Origin of the sequence: Microbacterium yannicii, from assembly GCF_024055635.1 — a bacterium.
In the GTDB taxonomy this organism is placed as follows: Bacteria; Actinomycetota; Actinomycetes; order Actinomycetales; family Microbacteriaceae; genus Microbacterium; species Microbacterium yannicii.
Genome location: NZ_JAMXMB010000027.1, coordinates 1 through 16,638, shown reverse-complemented (window position 1 = coordinate 16,638; position 16,638 = coordinate 1). Strand labels below are relative to the sequence as shown.

The 16,638-nt window shown below is 71.4% G+C and carries 13 protein-coding genes; 9 read left to right on the top strand and 4 right to left on the bottom strand.

The annotated features are described in order from the left end of the window. Window positions 1-8: 8 nt before the first annotated feature. Complete coding sequence (locus tag NCG93_RS11035; protein WP_194414103.1) at window positions 9-1,367, bottom strand: O-antigen ligase family protein; 1,359 nt, start codon at window positions 1,365-1,367, stop codon at window positions 9-11. Then, window positions 1,364-2,899: an O-antigen ligase family protein gene (locus NCG93_RS11030; protein WP_194414102.1), complete on the bottom strand. Its 1,536-nt coding sequence runs from the start codon at window positions 2,897-2,899 to the stop codon at window positions 1,364-1,366. Before NCG93_RS11030 ends, NCG93_RS11035 begins: the two co-directional genes overlap by 4 nt. Window positions 2,900-3,026: 127 nt before the next feature. Between NCG93_RS11030 and manA the strand changes: the two genes are divergently transcribed. The 4 genes from manA (at window position 3,027) to NCG93_RS11010 (ending at window position 9,175) form a co-directional block, all read left to right on the top strand. Next, window positions 3,027-4,175 carry a mannose-6-phosphate isomerase, class I gene (manA, locus tag NCG93_RS11025; RefSeq protein WP_194414101.1) on the top strand — a complete coding sequence of 383 codons (1,149 nt, stop codon included), beginning with the start codon at window positions 3,027-3,029 and terminating at the stop codon, window positions 4,173-4,175. A gap of 184 nt (window positions 4,176-4,359) precedes the next feature. After that, a complete protein-coding gene (locus tag NCG93_RS11020) occupies window positions 4,360-4,686 on the top strand; it encodes a WhiB family transcriptional regulator (RefSeq protein WP_284445015.1) in 327 nt (108 codons plus the stop codon). A 203-nt stretch (window positions 4,687-4,889) separates the two neighbouring features. Beyond that, the gene (locus NCG93_RS11015; protein WP_252787516.1) at window positions 4,890-7,745 is read left to right on the top strand and encodes a glycosyltransferase; all 2,856 of its coding nucleotides are present in this window, start codon (window positions 4,890-4,892) and stop codon (window positions 7,743-7,745) included. Next, a complete protein-coding gene (locus NCG93_RS11010) occupies window positions 7,742-9,175 on the top strand; it encodes a DUF5719 family protein (RefSeq protein WP_194414099.1) in 1,434 nt (477 codons plus the stop codon). Before NCG93_RS11015 ends, NCG93_RS11010 begins: the two co-directional genes overlap by 4 nt. A gap of 107 nt (window positions 9,176-9,282) precedes the next feature. Here the strand turns inward: NCG93_RS11010 and NCG93_RS11005 are convergent, their stop codons facing one another. Then, window positions 9,283-9,723, bottom strand: a complete 441-nt coding sequence (locus tag NCG93_RS11005) for a metallopeptidase family protein (RefSeq protein ID WP_194414098.1) — start codon at window positions 9,721-9,723, stop codon at window positions 9,283-9,285. Between the two features lie 283 nt (window positions 9,724-10,006). On the opposite strand from NCG93_RS11005, the gene NCG93_RS11000 reads away from it, so the two are divergent. Both NCG93_RS11000 and ahcY read left to right on the top strand, forming a co-directional pair. Next, the gene (locus tag NCG93_RS11000; RefSeq protein WP_194414097.1) at window positions 10,007-10,213 is read left to right on the top strand and encodes a DUF3499 family protein; all 207 of its coding nucleotides are present in this window, start codon (window positions 10,007-10,009) and stop codon (window positions 10,211-10,213) included. 22 nt (window positions 10,214-10,235) lie between these two features. Continuing rightward, window positions 10,236-11,753 (top strand): adenosylhomocysteinase, encoded by a 1,518-nt coding sequence (gene ahcY / locus NCG93_RS10995; RefSeq protein WP_194414096.1) that lies wholly within the window; start codon window positions 10,236-10,238, stop codon window positions 11,751-11,753. A 16-nt stretch (window positions 11,754-11,769) separates the two neighbouring features. Here the strand turns inward: ahcY and NCG93_RS10990 are convergent, their stop codons facing one another. After that, window positions 11,770-12,615: an RDD family protein gene (locus NCG93_RS10990; protein WP_194414095.1), complete on the bottom strand. Its 846-nt coding sequence runs from the start codon at window positions 12,613-12,615 to the stop codon at window positions 11,770-11,772. A gap of 16 nt (window positions 12,616-12,631) precedes the next feature. On the opposite strand from NCG93_RS10990, the gene NCG93_RS10985 reads away from it, so the two are divergent. The 3 genes from NCG93_RS10985 (at window position 12,632) to katG (ending at window position 16,597) form a co-directional block, all read left to right on the top strand. Further along, on the top strand, window positions 12,632-13,627 hold the full coding sequence (locus tag NCG93_RS10985; protein WP_194414094.1) for a stage II sporulation protein M: 996 nt from the start codon (window positions 12,632-12,634) through the stop codon (window positions 13,625-13,627). A 131-nt stretch (window positions 13,628-13,758) separates the two neighbouring features. Further along, window positions 13,759-14,244: a Fur family transcriptional regulator gene (locus tag NCG93_RS10980; protein ID WP_194414093.1), complete on the top strand. Its 486-nt coding sequence runs from the start codon at window positions 13,759-13,761 to the stop codon at window positions 14,242-14,244. A 43-nt stretch (window positions 14,245-14,287) separates the two neighbouring features. After that, the gene (katG, locus tag NCG93_RS10975) at window positions 14,288-16,597 is read left to right on the top strand and encodes a catalase/peroxidase HPI (RefSeq protein WP_206687607.1); all 2,310 of its coding nucleotides are present in this window, start codon (window positions 14,288-14,290) and stop codon (window positions 16,595-16,597) included. The last annotated feature ends 41 nt before the right edge of the window (window positions 16,598-16,638 follow it).

Below are 16,638 nucleotides of genomic sequence, written 5' to 3'. Positions count from 1 at the left end.
AGGAAAGCCTACCCTGCCGCCCCCTCGTCTCCCTGGGCGTGCGGCAGCCCGGCGCCGTCCGCAGCGCCTGCGCCACCGGCATCCGTGCCACCGCTGCCGAGGCTCTCGCGCCAGGAACGTGACTGGCCCGCCCGCACCGCGCACAGGACGAGCATCAGCCAGCCGAGGCCGGTCAGGGCGAAGCTCTCGAACATGGAGTCGATGAGGATCGTGACGAGGACGAGCGGCGTCCAGGCGTAGACGACCGAGCGGCGTTCGCCGGCCACGAGCCACGAACGGGCCAGCGCCAGCGCCGACAGCGCGAGGAAGAGCACCAGGCCGACCCAGCCGAGCTGCAGGGCGACGTCGAAGTACGCGTTGAGGCCGGTGGCGTGGTCGGTGCGGAGCCAGAAGTTGATGGCGTTGAACGGGTACTCCTGCTGGTCCCAGACACCGAACCACCCGAACCCCTGCACGGGTCTCTGGCGGAGGATGTCGACCATGAAGTTCCAGAGTTCGACGCGCATGGAGAAGTCGGTGCCGGCGCCGAGCAGGGCGATGATCGGATGCCGCGCCACGTAGCCGACGAACACGCCGACGACGACGAGGGCACCGAGGGCGAGCTGAAGGCCTGCGCGGCGCTCCGCCTGGGCGTGGCGCACCAGCGCGAGGGCTCCGACGGCCAGCCCGACGCCGAGTGCCAGCACGACGACGGTGGGGGAGTCGCTGAGCGCGGCCATGCCGCCCGCCAGTACCACGGATGCTACGGAGAGCCCCGGTCGCACCGACTGCGTGCGGTACTCGATCAGGAAGGTGATGAGCGCGATCACGGCGACGAATCCGAGCAGGTTGCGCGTGCCGAAGATGCCCTGCACGGGACCGAGCTGCGCGATGTTGGCCTGGATGCCGAGGAAGGTGAAGGGGATGTCGAGCAGGATCCCCGACAGCAGTTCGAGCGCGAGCGACACGCCGAGGAGCACGCGCAGCACGTCGCCGAGCGCCCGGACGGTCTGCAGGGTGTCGCGCACGTGGCCGATGACGACGGCGAGGAACGCGAGCGCCGCCATCGATACCCAGCTCCAGAACGATGTGGCGGGGTCGCCGCTCCAGGCGATGCTGGCCAGCGCCCACCCGACGAACACGAGGACGGTCGTCGGCACCAGTCTCAGCAGCGAGATCTCACGCCTGCGCGCCACCATGACACCCGCGCCGAGGACGCACAGCCCCGCCACGATGGTGACGTAGGTGACGTGGCCGGCGATCCGCTCGATCGCGTACGCCGAGAAGACAGTGGCGAACACGACGAGCGTGAAGGCGCGTGCGAAGGAGGCCGAGTCGAGCAGTGCACCCAGCCACCCGGGCGGTGCGGGGCGCGGCGTGTCGGTCACGCGTCGTGCCCTGCCAGGTCGCCCTCGGCGACGGCGGTGGCGCCGGGGGTCGCGCTCGGCTCGGCGTCGGCGGCGCGCCCGCGTGCCTGCCGTGCGCGCCCGCGGCGCCGCCCGCCGGGCTCGCGGGGTGCGGACTCGTCGCTGTCGACGGCATCGCCGCGCTCGATCGCGGCGCTCTGCTCGGCGGGGCCCACCCCGACGTGCGGCGACTGCTTGATCTTCGCGCCGAGCATGACGACGAAGAGCCAACCCCACAGCAGCAGGGGAGTCGACTCCGCGAGGCCCTGCACGAGGAGGATCGCACCCACGAGAGTGGGCAGCAGCGTCAGAGGCGAGTAGGGGCGGTCGGCCCGGAGGTCCCAGCGGGGCCGGTCGACGGCGAAGAACCACGCCCGCCACACGAAAGCGAAGTAGAGGAGCGCCAGCAGCACGACGCCGATGATGCCGAGCTGCATCGCGACGTCGACCCACATGTTGTGGGCCTGCATGACCGTCTGGCCGTGGTCGATGATCCACTTGTCGAACGCCGGATCGGACGGCACCCACGGGGTCGCGAAGCCCCAGCCCACCCAGGGGCGTTCCGCCGCCCGGGCGAGCACGGCCTCCCAGATGCCCTCGCGGCCGGTCAGGTCGGCGCTGCGGCCGAGGGCGGTGAAGATGGCGTCCCGCGCCAGCCACAGCGCCAGGAGGCCGCCGATGCCGACGGCCGCATAGCCGACGTAGTACTTGGTGCGCTCTCCGGGCCTGGTGGCGGTGCGCATGAGCAGCACGGTGACGAGGACGACCGCGACGGCCGCCGCCGCCAGATACGCGGTGGCGGAGGAGGCGCGGAAGAAGAGATAGACCGACAGCGCCATCCAGATCCACAGGAACGTGCGCCGCGGGGCTCCGGAGGCCAGGCGAATCGCGAACACGATGATCGCGAGCAGCGCGACGGGCGCGAGGAGGTTCGCGTTTCCCATGATCCCCTGGAGCCGCCCCGGGAAGTCGAAGAGGTTGTTGCGCGACCAGTACTCGATCGGGTCGTCCGCCTCGGCGACGACGAAGCCCGGAAGGATCGGCTCCCCGATGAAGACGGCGACCCAGAGCTCGAACAGGATCGACAGCGCCATGACCCACTTGAGCGCGGACGCCACCGCTCGCACAAGCTCACGCCACGTCAGCACGGTGCCGATGAACAGTGCCTGCACCGTGGTGATCCAGAGCAGCAGCAGCGTGAGCGCGCTCGCCGCCGGCCACGCCGACCACGCGAGTGACAGTGTGGCCCAGGCGACGTAGGCGACCACGAACCACGGCAGGCGCCGCCACTGCACGGGTGGGCGCAGGACGATCCACAGCACGACCGACAGCAGACCGCCGGCGATCGTGATGACGGTGGCGGTGAGCTCGCCGAACGCGTGCACCCAGGCGGTGCCCGACAACGACATGAACAGCACGAAGATGCACCAGCCGCGCAGCATGAGGTGGCCGGTCTTCTCGCGGACCGGCGGTCCCGGGGGTGCCGACGCCGGGTGCTTCGAGTGGACGGCCATCGCACTCAGGGTACCGTGCGTCCCTCGCCGAATCCGTTCGTTGAATGAGAGAGGAACGGGGGAGACGGAACGCCTGCACGCGGCGCCGGCGAGAGCCGCATGCCGGCCCGCTGGCTAGGCTGTTCGGGTGCTGATCCCACTCGCCAACGAGCCCCGTGACTACGCCTGGGGCTCGACGTCTCTGCTGGCCGATCTCGAGGGGCGAGAGCCCGCCGATCATCCGGAGGCGGAGGTGTGGTTCGGGGATCACCCGGGCGACCCTGCCGAGACGTGGGACGGTCGTACGCTCGACCGCTGGATCGCCGACGACGGCGCCGCGTCGGGGATCGACGGCCCGCTGCCGTATCTGCTGAAGCTGCTGGCGGCGGCATCCGCTCTCTCCATCCAGGCGCACCCTTCCAAGGCGCAGGCCGAGGCCGGCTTCGCGCGCGAGGAGGCCGCCGGGATCCCGCGGGACGCCGCCGAGCGCACCTACCGCGACGACAACCACAAGCCGGAGCTGATCGTCGCGCTGAGCGAGACCTTCCGCGCGCTTGCGGGACTGCGCGAGCTCGACGCGACGCGCCGCCTCATCGCCGCGCTGGGCCCGGGCGCCGCGCCGCTGGCCGAGCGGTTGGCGGAACCGGATGCCTCGCTCTCGGCCGTCATCGGCTGGCTCCTGTCGGACGGCGCCGATGTCGCGCGCGACGTGATCGCCGCCGCCGTCGCGGGCGAGTCCGACGAGTTCGCCGCGGAGCTGGAACTGGCGCGCACGCTGGACGCGGGGTTCTCGGGTGATCCGGGCATCGTCGTCGCCCTGCTCATGAACCTCGTGACACTGCGCCGCGGGGAGGGGCTGTTCGTTCCCGCCGGCGTGCTGCACGCCTACCTGGACGGACTCGGCGTCGAGTTGATGGCGGCGAGCGACAACGTGCTGCGCGGCGGCCTGACCCCGAAGCAGGTCGATGCGAGCGAGCTCGTGAGCGTGCTCGACCCGACCCCGGGGGTGCCGCCGGTGATCCATGCGCGGACGCTGGGTCGCGGCATCCGTCAGTACGACGTGCCGGTCGAGGATTTCGCCCTTCTCGCCGTCACCGCAGCGGCGGACGGCGTCGACGTGACGCTGGCGGGACCGGCGATCGCGGTCGCCACGGACGGTGCTCCCGAGGTGGCCGGACTCGCGTCGGGCAGCGCGAGCGTGCTCGTTCCGGGGGCTGCGGTGCTGGTCACTCCCGACGAGGGCGGACTGCGCGTGACGGGCGAGGGTGAGCTGTTCATCGCCCTCCCGGGGCGCTGAATGGGCTCACCCCCGCGCTTTCTCATCGGACCGTTATGACAGCGCGACACGCCGTCGGCGCGTCGTGAAGGTTCAAGAGTTGGTTGAGCGTTTAGTATCTGCGACTTGACCTCCGTGAACTACACGGGTGTAATTATCCGTACACGCACCAGCGTGGAGCAGGATCACGGGGGGTGAGAACGACATGACGGTTTCTCAATACCGTTCCGGCGTTCCCGACGACTGGTTCGTCGATCCGGTTCAACTGGGGGTACCGGGGGTTCGCCGCAACATCGGCGCGGAAGAGGACAATCCGCTCGCATGGCAGACCGACGCACTGTGTGCGCAGACCGATCCGGAGGCGTTCTTCCCTGAGAAGGGCGGCTCCACGCGTGATGCGAAGCGCATCTGCACGTCGTGCGACGTGCGAGGCGAATGCCTCGAATATGCGCTGCAGAACGATGAACGGTTCGGCATCTGGGGCGGTCTCAGCGAGCGCGAGCGTCGCAAGCTGAAGCGTCGAGCGGGCTGAAACGCACGCCGGTCGGCCGGTTCGATCCGGCCGACCCGGCGCGTTCGCCCGGGGTCACGGACACCCGCGCCTAGGCTGACCAGGACATGCCCACCGCAGCACCGACCCCTGTGCCGTCGAGCACCAGTGCGCCGTCGTCCAGTCCGCCGTCGAGCACGGTGCCGTCGTCCAGTCCGTCGTCGAATCGGATTCACGCTGTGCTCGTGGTGCGTCCCGACGGCCGTACGCCGGCGGCCTTCCATCTGCGACGCACTCTCGCGGCGCTCGCCGAGCAGACGCGGCCGGTCGACGTTCTCACGATCGTGGTGTGCGGTGGCGACGAGCGCCTGTTCGAGTTGGCGGATGCCGCGGGCGCGGCGTCCGTCGTGAAGGCTCCGGCCTCGACCGGCTTCGCTGCGGCGACAGCGCTCGCGTCTCTGCCCAAGAGCGCTGCCCAGGCTGGACGCGCGGGGGAGAGCGAATCCGGAGCCCTCTGGCTGCTCGCTCAGGACACGGCGCCGGAGCCCGACGCGCTCGCCCGGCTGGCGGGAGCGCTCGAGCTGTCGCCGTCGGTCGCCTTCGTGGCGCCGAAACTGGTGCGGTGGGACGACCGTTCCGAGATCGCCTCGCTCGGGGTCAGCATGACCCGGTTCGGCCGCGCGGTGGGTCTCGCCGACGACGAGCTCGACCAGGGCCAGCACGACGCACAGGAGGATGTGCTCGGCGCCGACGTGCGCGGCATCCTCGTCCGTTCGGATGCGTGGATCCGGCTCGGCGGTCTCGATCGTGGGCTGGCGGGTGCCGACGAGGGGCTCGATCTCGGAGTGCGGGCGCGACGTGCCGGAGGGCGGGTGTCGCTCGTGCCGAGCGCGCTCGTCGCCACGGCGGGCGACGGTGTGGCGGGGCTGCCGGTCCCGCTGACGCCGCAGCGCCGGCGGCGTGCGGTCTACGCCGAGCGGGTCGCGCAGCTCCGCCGACGGATGGCGTACGCGCCCGCCGTCGCCACTCCGCTGCACTGGCTGTCTCTCCTGCCGCTCGCGCTGTGGCGCACCATCGTGGATCTCGTCCGCAAGCAGCCGGGCCGCATCGCCTCGGAGTGGGCCGCGGCGGCCGTGGCGCTCGTCGGCATCGTGCCGGTCTGGCGTGCGCGTCGGCGCATCGCGCGGGCTCGCACGGCATCGTGGGCGCAGCTGGCGCCGCTGCGGACAACGCAGGCCGAACTCCGGGAGCGGCTCGACGACGATCCCGAGGTCGCGATCGGCGGCCATCGGCGCAGCGACCTGAGGTTCTTCGCCGGAGGCGGCGCCTGGCTCGTCCTCGCCGCGCTCGCCGTCTCGGTCGCCGCCTTCCCCGCACTGCTGGCGTGGCCCGTGCTCGGCGGGGGCGCCCTCCAGCCGCTCGCGAACACCGTCGGGCAGCTGTGGAACGACGCCGCGTACGGGCAGCGCGCGCTCGGGCTCGACACCGTCGGTCCCGCTGATCCCTTCGCCGCCGTCGTGGCTGTGCTCGGATCGCTCTGGCCGTGGGCGCCGTCGCGGGCCCTCGTACTGCTGTGGGTCCTCGCGCTGCCGCTCGCCGCGCTCGGCGGCTGGTTCGCCGCGACGCGGGTCACCGAGCGCTCGAGCCTGCGACTGCTCGGCGGTGCGGTGTGGGCGCTGTCGCCCGCCCTCCTCGTCGCACTCACCCAGGGACGTCCGACCGGGGTGCTTCTGCATCTGCTTCTGCCTTGGCTGTTCTACGCGGGCGCGGTCGCCCACCGGTCGTGGGCCGGTGCGGGTGCGGCCTCGCTCCTTCTCGCTGGGGTGCTCGCGACCGCGCCGTCCTTGACTCCGGCCATGGCGGTGCTGTGGTTCGGAGCCGTGCTCCTCGCCGTCGTGCTGCGCGCCGGCCGCGGGGTGGCCCGTCTGGTGTGGACGCTGATCCCGTCGCTCGCGGTGGCGCTGCCGCTGGTATGGAACGCGCTCGCGCACGGGCGTGCCTGGGGGCTTCTCGCCGACCCCGGTGTGCCCTGGCCCGGGCCTCAGGTCGCCGCAGACGCGTCGGGCCGGGCACTCCTGGCCGCCGGCATCCCCACCCCCGACCTCGCAGGATGGACCACCCTGCTTCCCGACGGACCGACCTGGTGGGTGCCGCTGCTCAGCGTGCCGCTCGCCCTGCTCGCGCTCGCCGCGCCGCTGACGCAGCGGTGGGCGGTGGGGATCGTGCTGCTCGTCGTCACGGCGCTCGGCCTCGGCACGGCGTTCGCGGCGGTCGGCGTGTCGGTGTCGGTCGTGCAGTCGCTCACCGTGCCGCTCTGGCCGGGCACGGGACTGAGCCTGGCGTGGCTGGGCGCTGTCGGTGGTGCCCTCGTCGCACTCGACGCCGGCCTCGCGCCGCGCGTCGCACTCCTGCGCGGCTTCGCGGCCGCACTCGTCTTCGCGGCCGCGGTGACGCTCGCCGTGCCGTCGCTCGTCTCGTTCACTCAGGGCACGGCGACGATCGCGAACGGCCCGGCGAGCACCCTCCCCGCCTTCGTCGCCGCCGAAGGGCGCGAGAACGCCGATGTCGGCACCATCGTGCTGACTCCGCAGGCGGACGCCGGCGTCGCGGCCCAGGTGGTGTGGGGGGCGAGCGAGACCATCGGCGGCCAGACAACGCTGCTGTCGACGCGCACCCAGGCCTCACCGCAGGACGAGGAGCTCGCCGCGCTCGCCGCCGATCTGGTCACCCCCTCGTCGGAGGACGTCGTGGCAGAGCTCGGCGACCGGGGCATCCGGTTCATCCTGCTGGCGCCGACCACGCCGCCCGAGAGCGATGCCGCCCGCACGATGCGGCTCTCGGCGATGACGGCCCTCGGGGAACGCGACACGCTCGTCGTCGTAGGCGACACCGCCAAGGGCGAACTCTGGCGCGTCGTCGACCAGATCGGGCCGCGGCCGGCGGAGGCGCCTTCGGCCACGACCCTCGCGCGGTGGATCGCGTTCGGACAGCTCGCGATCCTCGGCATCGCACTGCTGCTCGCGCTGCCGACGGCGACCTCCCTCCGCGAAGCGCGAAGAACCCCGCGCGTGGTAGGACCCCACTGGCAGGAGGGCCGATGAGCGACCGACGCGTTTTCCGCTGGGCGCCGACGAGTGCCCGTCTCCTGATCGGCACCATCATCTCGATCTGCGCGGTCGTGGCGGTGGTCACAGCCGTATCGGTGCCGTGGCCGACGGTGGTCCGAGAGCCGCTCAGCGTGCCCGCCACTCCGGCGCCTGCAGCCTCCGTGGTCGCCTGTGACGGCGCGCTGCTGTCGATCGGACGCGATCCGACGAATGCCGCGGACATCTCCATCGCGGCCCCCCAGTCGGTCGTGGTGGGCGTGGCCGAAGGAGCGCCGCCCACCGAGCAGCGGCTCGAGACGACCGATGTCGGACCGGGGCCGCTGGCGTACACGGCTCCGCCGATCGACGACCAAGCGGTGGACGTGGCGGCCAGCGGGGCGGCGACGGCGTCCGCCGACGACCTCGCCGGGTTCGCTGCCTCAGCGTGCCGCCCGCCGTTGCTGGACTCGTGGCTGGTGGGCGGTTCCGGCGCCACCGGCGCGGCCGACCTCGTGCTGCTCGCGAACCCCGGCACCGTTCCGGCGACGGTGCAGCTCACCGTTTTCGGCGCGGCCGGCGCGCAGACGCCGCCGGGCGGTGTCGACCTCGTGGTCGCGCCCGGCACGCAGCGGGTGGTCCCGCTCGCGGGCATCGCGCTCGGCGAGGAGACCCCGGTGGTGCGCGTCTCGGCCGTGGGCGCGCCCATCCGCGCGTCGCTGCAGGCGAGCATCACGCGCACGCTCACCCCCGGCGGCGTCGACCAGGTCGGTCCCGTGGCGCAGGCCGATACGACGGAGGTCATCACCGGCATCACCGTGTCGCGTCGGTCGGGTGCCGAGGACGGCGCCGCGGGCAGCCCTGCGCCGGACGCCGACGACGACGTGACGGTGCTGCGGATGCTGTCGCCCTCCGCTGCCGCGACCGCCCATGTCACGGTGACCGCGGTCGGCAGCACCGGGCAGTTGCGCGATCCGCAGGAGGTCGCGCTCGAGGCCGGCAAGCCGATCGAGCTGGCACTGGACGGATTGACCGCCGGGTCGTACACCGTCGCCATCGACGCCGACGCCCCCGTGGTGGCCGCGGTGTGGCAGGCGACCGGCGTCGGCGCAGGCGACGACTTCGCGTGGTACACCCCGGCGCCGGAGGTGTCGGTGAGCTCCCTGTTCGCGACGCCGGGCGGACCGACGCCGGCGCTCTCGGTGGTCAACCCGTCCGGTGAGCCGGTCGCGGTCACCGTCACCGCGGTCGACGGCGGATCGCCGCTGCAAGTCACCGTCCCCGCGAGCGGGTCGGTCAGCGTGCGCCTCTCGGCGCGCACGGTGTACCGGTTCGAGCCGGAGGCGCCGGTGCGGGCGGGCCTATCCTTCGCCGGTGACGGGGCGCTGGCGGGTGTGCCGGTGTGGCCGTCGGACGTCGCGACGGCCGAGATCGTCGTCTACCCCTGAGTCGCCTTCTGGCATCCCACGGCGCGGGGTTTCGTCTCGCTTCGCTCGCTCAACCTTGACCCGGCTCGCATCAACGCTCGCTAGCGCTCGCACTGATCCGAGCCGCGTCAAAAGTACCGGAAGCGCTCCGGGCCCAGGTCCCACGGGTCGCGGTCGAGGTACTCCGCCGCCGCGCGGAAGACGGCGCCCTCGACGAGCATGCGCCGGTGCAGCTCGTCATCGCGGTGCAGATGGCTGAGACGCTCGATCGGCAGGCGGTACAGGATGATGCGCCCGGCGTCGGGCAGCACGGTCCAGCGCGGGATGCCGTCGTCATCTGTCGCGGCCGGCATGTCGGCCACCTCGAAGCGCACGTCGCGCAGTTCGGGCCATGCGGAGCGCAGGAACTCCGCCGCGGTGCCGACGGAGAGGTCGAAGCGGTCGACGCGGGTGTCCAGCGGCGGAAGGGGCGGCCGCACGACAGGGCTTCGGCCCTCGCGGCCATGGCGTCCGTGACGGGACGCACGCGCCTGCGTGCGTTCGCTGGTCCGGGTCCGCCGCCACGCCATGCCCCCATCCTAGAACCGCGGCTTCAGGGAGCGGCATCCGCCCTCGTTCGGGGATCTGCCGTGGTTCGGGGGTTCCCGGCGCTGGATCCGACTCTGGGCGGATCCCCGGGCCTGGGTGGATGCCGGGTGCCCGGGGATCTGCCGCGAGTCGGAAGTTTCCCGGCGCTTGATCCGACTCTGGGCGGATCTCCGAGCCCGGGCGGCTGAGCGGACCGGCACGCGGCTGAGGCGCCGCGGCGCGGCATCCGTCTCCTCGCTGCTCGGCCACGGTAGCGTCGAGCCGATGCGTGAGAGAGTGTGCTCCAAAGTCGGCTGCGCCCGTGAGGCGGTGTCGACCCTCACCTACGACTACGGCGACCAGATGGCGGCACTCGGTCCGCTCGGCATCGGCGGCGACCCGCACGCGCACGATCTGTGCGCGATCCACACCGACCGCCTCTCGGTGCCCAAGGGCTGGGTCGTCGTACGGCACGAGACCCTCCGCGCCTGAGCCGGCGTGGGAGAATGGGCGGATGCCGACCCACACTCCCGTCGCCGCGCCTTCCACGTCCGCACTCCCGGAGCCCGTTGAAGGGTTCGAGTACGAGGTCGCGGACCTCTCGCTCGCCGAGGCGGGACGGCATCAGCTGCGCCTCGCCGAGAACGAGATGCCGGGCCTCATGGCGCTGCGTGACGAGTTCGGCCCGTCGCAGCCGCTGAAAGGCGCGCGCATCGCCGGCTCGCTGCACATGACGGTGCAGACCGCCGTGCTCATCGAGACTCTCGTCGCGCTGGGCGCACAGGTGCGCTGGGCGAGCTGCAACATCTTCTCCACGCAGGACGAAGCGGCCGCAGCGGTCGTCGTCGGTCCGACGGGCACGGTCGACGCCCCCGCCGGCATCCCGGTGTTCGCGTGGAAGGGCGAGACCCTCGAGGAGTACTGGCGCCTCGCCGACCGCATCTTCGACTGGTCGGCCGAGGGCTTCGACGGGCCGAACATGATCCTCGACGACGGCGGTGACGCGACCCTCCTCGTGCACAAGGGCGTCGAGTTCGAGAAGTCGGGTTCGGTTCCGGACCCTTCGACAGGCTCAGGGACCGGAGAAGCTGTCAACGCCGAGTACCGGATCATCCTCGACACGCTGCGGGCGTCGATCGCGCGCGATCCGCAGCGCTTCACACGGATGGCGGCGGATCTGCTCGGGGTGACGGAGGAGACGACGACCGGCGTGCACCGGCTGTACGAGCTCGCGGCGGCCGGTGAGCTGCTGTTCCCGGCGATCAACGTGAACGACTCGGTCACGAAGTCGAAGTTCGACAACAAGTACGGCATCCGCCACTCGCTGCCCGATGGCATCAACCGTGCGACCGACGTGCTGATGGGCGGCAAGGTGGCCTTCGTGTGCGGCTACGGCGACGTCGGCAAGGGGGCCGCCGAAGCTCTGCGCGGCCAGGGTGCGCGGGTGATCGTCGGCGAGGTCGACCCGATCTGCGCACTGCAGGCCGCGATGGACGGCTACCAGGTGGCGCGTCTCACGGATGTCGCCGGACAGGCCGACATCGTCATCACGGGCACCGGCAACAAGGATGTCGTCACCACCGACGACCTGCTGAAGCTCAAGCACCTCGCGATCGTCGGCAACGTCGGTCATTTCGACAACGAGATCGACATGGCGGGCCTCGAGGCGCTGCCCGGCGCCGAGAAGGTCGAGATCAAGCCGCAGGTGCACGAATGGCGTCTGCCGAACGGACGCAGCGTGCTCGTCCTGAGCGAAGGCCGGCTGCTGAACCTCGGCAACGCCACGGGGCATCCGTCGTTCGTCATGAGCGCATCGTTCACGAACCAGGTGCTCGCGCAGATCGAGCTGTTCACCAAGCGCGACGAGTACCCGACCGCGGTGTACACGCTGCCGAAGCACCTCGACGAGAAGGTCGCGCGACTGCACCTGGACGCGCTCGGCGTGCAGCTCACCGAGCTGACGCCCGAGCAGGCGTCGTACATCGGCGTGCCGGTCGAGGGTCCCTACAAGCTGGACCACTACCGCTACTGAGGCGGCTCCCGCGGAATCAGCGCTCGGGGAAGCCGCGGGGCGGGGCCGACACCGGCGCAGCGAGTGCGTCGGCGCGGGCGGTCTCGAGGCGCAGCGCGCGAAGCTCGCGCTCGCGCCGGACCGTGACGACGCCCATGAGGAAGGTCTCGGGGTCGACGGCCGGCACGGGTGAGACGTGCTCGGCTGCTTCTCGGGCGAGGGATGCCGCGACCCGCGCGCGTGCGGCCGGCTCCATGTTCGCGGCCGAGCGGGCGAACTGCGCGAGACGCCGGGCGAGGCGCTCCGGGAGGCGCGCGACGTCGGCGATCACCGCCCAGTCCGCGAGGACGGGAGGGATGCCGAACGAGACGTCGGGCAGTCGCGGGGTGCGCGTGCGCTCGGAGTAGGTGCCGGCCAGGAGGTCGCCGAGTCGCTGGGACCGCGGAGTGAACGCTCCCACCAGGGCTGCGACGGCACCCACGGTGAACCACAGCTCGAACACGCCGACGAGCGCGCGGATGAAGGCGTGCCGGAAGCCGGCGGCGCCCCCGTCGGCGCGGACGATGCGACCGCCCACCGCGAGGCGGCCGAGGCTGCGCCCCCGCGTGGTGGTCTCGACCACCGTCGGGATCACGACCATGACGAGCACGAGCACGACGATCGTGAGGATCGGCACGATGGCCTCATCCAGGGCGCCGAGGCCTAGCAGCCAGCCGATACCCCAGGCGAACAGCAGCAGCACGGCGACCCCGAGCAGCATGTCGATCAGCACCCCGAGCGCGCGCAGGAAGTAGCCGAGCGGCTGCACGTCCAGCGCGACAGCCTCACCGGTGAGCACCTCGTCCTGGTGGATGTCGACGATCGCGGGGCGCTCAGCGGTCATGGCTACAGTGAAACACATGGACCTCGATGCGCTCACGGCTGCCCGGCGCGAGGAGTGGGCGCGGCTCGACGAGCTGAGCCGTGCACGACGCCTCTCGGGGACCGAGGTCGATGAGCTCGTGACGCGCTACCGCGCCGCATCGGCCGACCTCGCGGACGCGAAGACATCCGCGGGGCGCAGCATCCAGGGCGACCACATCTCCACGATGCTCGCGCGTGCCCGGCTGCGCCTCACCGGTGCTCCCGAGAACGTCATGCGCCAGATTCCGCGCTTCTTCGCACTGCAGCTGCCCGCCGCGCTGTACCGCGTGCGCTGGGCGACGCTCGCCATCGCGCTGGGCTTCGTCGCGGTCGTGACGGTGGTGGCGCTGTGGGTGGCGGGCGACCCCGCGCTGGTGGCGAGCCTCGGCAGTCAGGCGCAGCTCGAGCACTACGTCGAGAACGAGTTCACGGACTACTACAGCGAGAACCCGGCGGCCGTCTTCGCAGGCACGGTATGGACGAACAACGCGTGGATCGCAGCGCAGTGCGTGCTGTTCGGCATCACGGGCGTGTGGCCCATCATGGTGCTCGTGCAGAACGCCGTCGGCGTGGGAACGGCCGCGGCCATCATGGCCGCATTCGACCGCGGCGACGTGTTCGTGCTCTACATCCTCCCGCACGGGATGCTCGAGCTCACGTGCATCTTCGTGGCGGGGGCGGCGGGACTGCAGATCTTCTGGGCCTGGGTCGCACCCGGCCCGCGTTCGAGGGGCGATTCCCTGGCGGCCGCCGGTCGATCGCTCGCCACGATCGCGATCGGCCTCGTCATCGCCCTGGGATTCTCGGGGATCATCGAGGGGTTCGTGACCGCCCAGCCGTGGCCGTGGCCGGTGAAGATCGGCATCGGCGCGAGCGCGCTGGCCCTGTTCCTCGTCTACATGCTCGTGGTCGGGCGTCGCGCGCACCGCCTGGGCGAGAGCGGCGACCTCACCGAGTACGAAGCCGGCACGCCGACCCTCGTCGCCGGCTGAGCTCCTCCCCGGGCGCCTCCGCGGCCCGGTTCCGCCGCGCCTCCGTCTCCGGGCAAGTCAACCGGGGAGAGGGGAGGCGGATGCTGCGTACCACTGTTTTGAATAGATCAAAACAACGCTAGGCTGGAGGAGTGAACCCGCCCGACGTCTTCGACTCCGCGGCACGGCTGCGCGCGGCGGGACTGCGGGTCACCGACTCCCGGCGGGCGGTCGTCGAAGCGCTCATGGAGCGCCCCCACGCGAGCGCCGAGGAGCTGTTCGGCATCGTCGCCCGGACGATTCCCGGCACGAGCCTGCAGTCGGTCTACAACGCGCTCGGCGACTTCGTCGACGCGGGGCTCGCCCGCCGGATCGAGCCGGCCGGCCGGCCGGGCCTGTTCGAACTGCGCGTCGACGACAACCATCACCACCTCATCTGCTCCGAGTGCGGCGCTGTCCAGGACGTCGACTGCGTCGTCGGGGATGCCCCGTGCCTGACGCCGTCCGACGCCCACGGCTACGCGGTCAAGGCCGCCGAGGTGACCTTCTGGGGCGTGTGCCCCTCTTGCGCCGCGGCGGCGGCCGACGAACCGGGCGACCGTCGCGAGGCCACGGCGCGCGTGCCCGCAGCATCCTGATCTCCTATCCGAACCCGTTAGCCCATCCGATGGAAGGAAGCTCATGACCGACACCAACGACACGATCCCGGAGATCGGCGAGAACCCCACCGACGCCGATCAGGCGGTCACGCCGATCGACACCCCGGTCGACGAGCGCGAGGACGGCGAGACCCGCCCCCGCCCGAACGAGTCCGAGAGCTGCCCCGTGATCCACGGCGGCCAGCCCCATCCCACGACCGGCAATGCCAACAGCGTGTGGTGGCCCAACCAGCTGAACCTCAAGATCCTGGCCAAGAACCCCGCGGTCGCGAACCCCCTCGGTGAGGACTTCGACTACAAGGCCGCATTCGAGTCGCTCGACCTCGCGGCGGTCAAGGCCGACATCGCCGAGACCCTCACGACGTCGCAGGACTGGTGGCCCGCCGACTTCGGCAACTACGGCCCCCTCATGATCCGTATGGCGTGGCACAGTGCCGGCACGTACCGCGTCACGGACGGTCGCGGCGGTGGCGGCGCCGGGCAGCAGCGCTTCGCGCCGCTCAACAGCTGGCCCGACAACGTCAACCTCGACAAGGCTCGCCGCCTGCTGTGGTCGGTGAAGAAGAAGTACGGCCAGTCTCTGTCCTGGGCCGACCTGATGATCCTCGCCGGCAACGTGGCACTCGAGTCCATGGGCTTCCAGACGTTCGGCTACGCCGGCGGCCGGCCCGACGTGTGGGAGCCGGACGCCGACGTGTACTGGGGTCCCGAGACCACCTGGCTGGACGACGAGCGCTACTCGGGCGACCGCGAGCTCGAGAAGCCCCTCGCCGCCGTGCAGATGGGCCTCATCTACGTCAACCCCGAGGGCCCCAACGGCAACCCCGACCCGCTGGCTTCGGCGCGCGATATCCGCGAGACCTTCGGCCGCATGGCCATGGACGACGAGGAGACCGTCGCTCTCATCGCCGGTGGCCACACGTTCGGCAAGACGCACGGCGCGGCGCCCGACACCAACATCGAGGACAACCCCGAGGCTGCCGGCCTCGAGCAGCAGGGCCTCGGCTGGAAGAACAACCACGGCACCGGGCACGGCGACGACACCATCACGTCGGGCCTCGAGGTCACGTGGACGTACCACCCCACCCGCTGGGACAACGAGTTCTTCCACATCCTCTACGCGTACGAGTGGGAGCTCATGCGCAGCCCGGGCGGCGGCCACCAGTGGCGGCCGATCAACAACGGCGGCGCCGACATGGTGCCGCTGGCCCACTCCAACGGCCGTCGCGAGCCGCGCATGCTGACCAGCGATCTCGCGCTGCGCACCGACCCGGCGTACGACGCCATCTCGCGCCGCTTCAAGGATGACCCGGAGGCGTTCGCCGACGCGTTCGCACGTGCGTGGTTCAAGCTCACGCACCGCGACATGGGCCCGATCGCCCGCTACCTCGGACCTGAGGTCCCGGCCGAGGAGCTTCTCTGGCAGGACCGCGTCCCCGCCGTCGACCACGACCTGATCGACGCGGCAGACGCGGCAGCCCTCAAGGCGCAGATCCTCGACTCGGGTCTCAGCGTCGCGGAGCTCGTCGAGACCACGTGGGCCGCGGCATCCTCGTTCCGCGGCAGCGACAAGCGCGGCGGCGTCAACGGCGCGCGCATCCGCCTGGCGCCGCAGAAGGACTGGGAGGTCAACAAGCCCGCCCAGCTGGCGACGGTGCTCGCGAAGCTCGAGCAGATTCAGGCGTCGTTCAACGACGGACGCACCGACGGCAAGAAAGTGTCGCTCGCCGACCTCATCGTGCTCGCCGGCAACGCGGCGGTCGAGAAGGCGGCGGCGGACGCCGGCGTCGAGGCCGAGGTGGTCTTCCACCCGGGTCGCACCGACGCCACGCAGGAGCAGACCGACGTCGAGTCGTTCGCCTTCCTCGAGCCGATCACCGACGGGTTCCGCAACTACTACGGGCCGCGGGCATTCATGCCCGAGGAGCACCACCTCATCGACCGGGCGAACCTGCTCACGCTGAGCGCTCCCGAGCTGACGGTCCTCGTGGGCGGTCTGCGCGTGCTCGGTGCGAACTGGGACGGCTCGGACTACGGTGTGTTCACCGACCGCAAGGGCGTGCTCACGAACGACTTCTTCGTGAACCTGCTCGACCTCGGCACCACGTGGAAGCCGCTCGACCCGGGTTCGCACGCGTTCTCGGGAGCGAAGGACGGCTCCGGCGAGCCGGTCGGCATCGGCACCCGTGTCGACCTGCTGTTCGCCTCGAACTCGGAGCTGCGCGCCGTCGCCGAGGTGTACGCCTCGGATGACGCGAACGAGAAGTTCGTGCGTGACTTCGTCAAGGCGTGGGGCAAGGTGACCGAGCTCGACCGGTTCGACCTGGTCTGATCCGACACACAGAAGAGCGGCCCGTCCCCGAAAGGGGGCGG

Excerpts from the sequence above, each read along its gene's own strand:
- NCG93_RS11020 (WP_284445015.1), top strand. The coding sequence starts at position 4,360 with ATGACGGTTTCTCAATACCGTTCCGGCGTTCCCGACGACTGGTTCGTC.
- NCG93_RS11000 (WP_194414097.1), top strand. The coding sequence starts at position 10,007 with ATGCGTGAGAGAGTGTGCTCCAAAGTCGGCTGCGCCCGTGAGGCGGTG.
- NCG93_RS10990 (WP_194414095.1), bottom strand. The coding sequence starts at position 12,615 with ATGACCGCTGAGCGCCCCGCGATCGTCGACATCCACCAGGACGAGGTG.
- katG (WP_206687607.1), top strand. The coding sequence starts at position 14,288 with ATGACCGACACCAACGACACGATCCCGGAGATCGGCGAGAACCCCACC.
- NCG93_RS11030 (WP_194414102.1), bottom strand. The coding sequence starts at position 2,899 with ATGGCCGTCCACTCGAAGCACCCGGCGTCGGCACCCCCGGGACCGCCG.
- NCG93_RS10985 (WP_194414094.1), top strand. The coding sequence starts at position 12,632 with ATGGACCTCGATGCGCTCACGGCTGCCCGGCGCGAGGAGTGGGCGCGG.
- NCG93_RS11010 (WP_194414099.1), top strand. The coding sequence starts at position 7,742 with ATGAGCGACCGACGCGTTTTCCGCTGGGCGCCGACGAGTGCCCGTCTC.
- ahcY (WP_194414096.1), top strand. The coding sequence starts at position 10,236 with ATGCCGACCCACACTCCCGTCGCCGCGCCTTCCACGTCCGCACTCCCG.
- NCG93_RS11005 (WP_194414098.1), bottom strand. The coding sequence starts at position 9,723 with ATGGCGTGGCGGCGGACCCGGACCAGCGAACGCACGCAGGCGCGTGCG.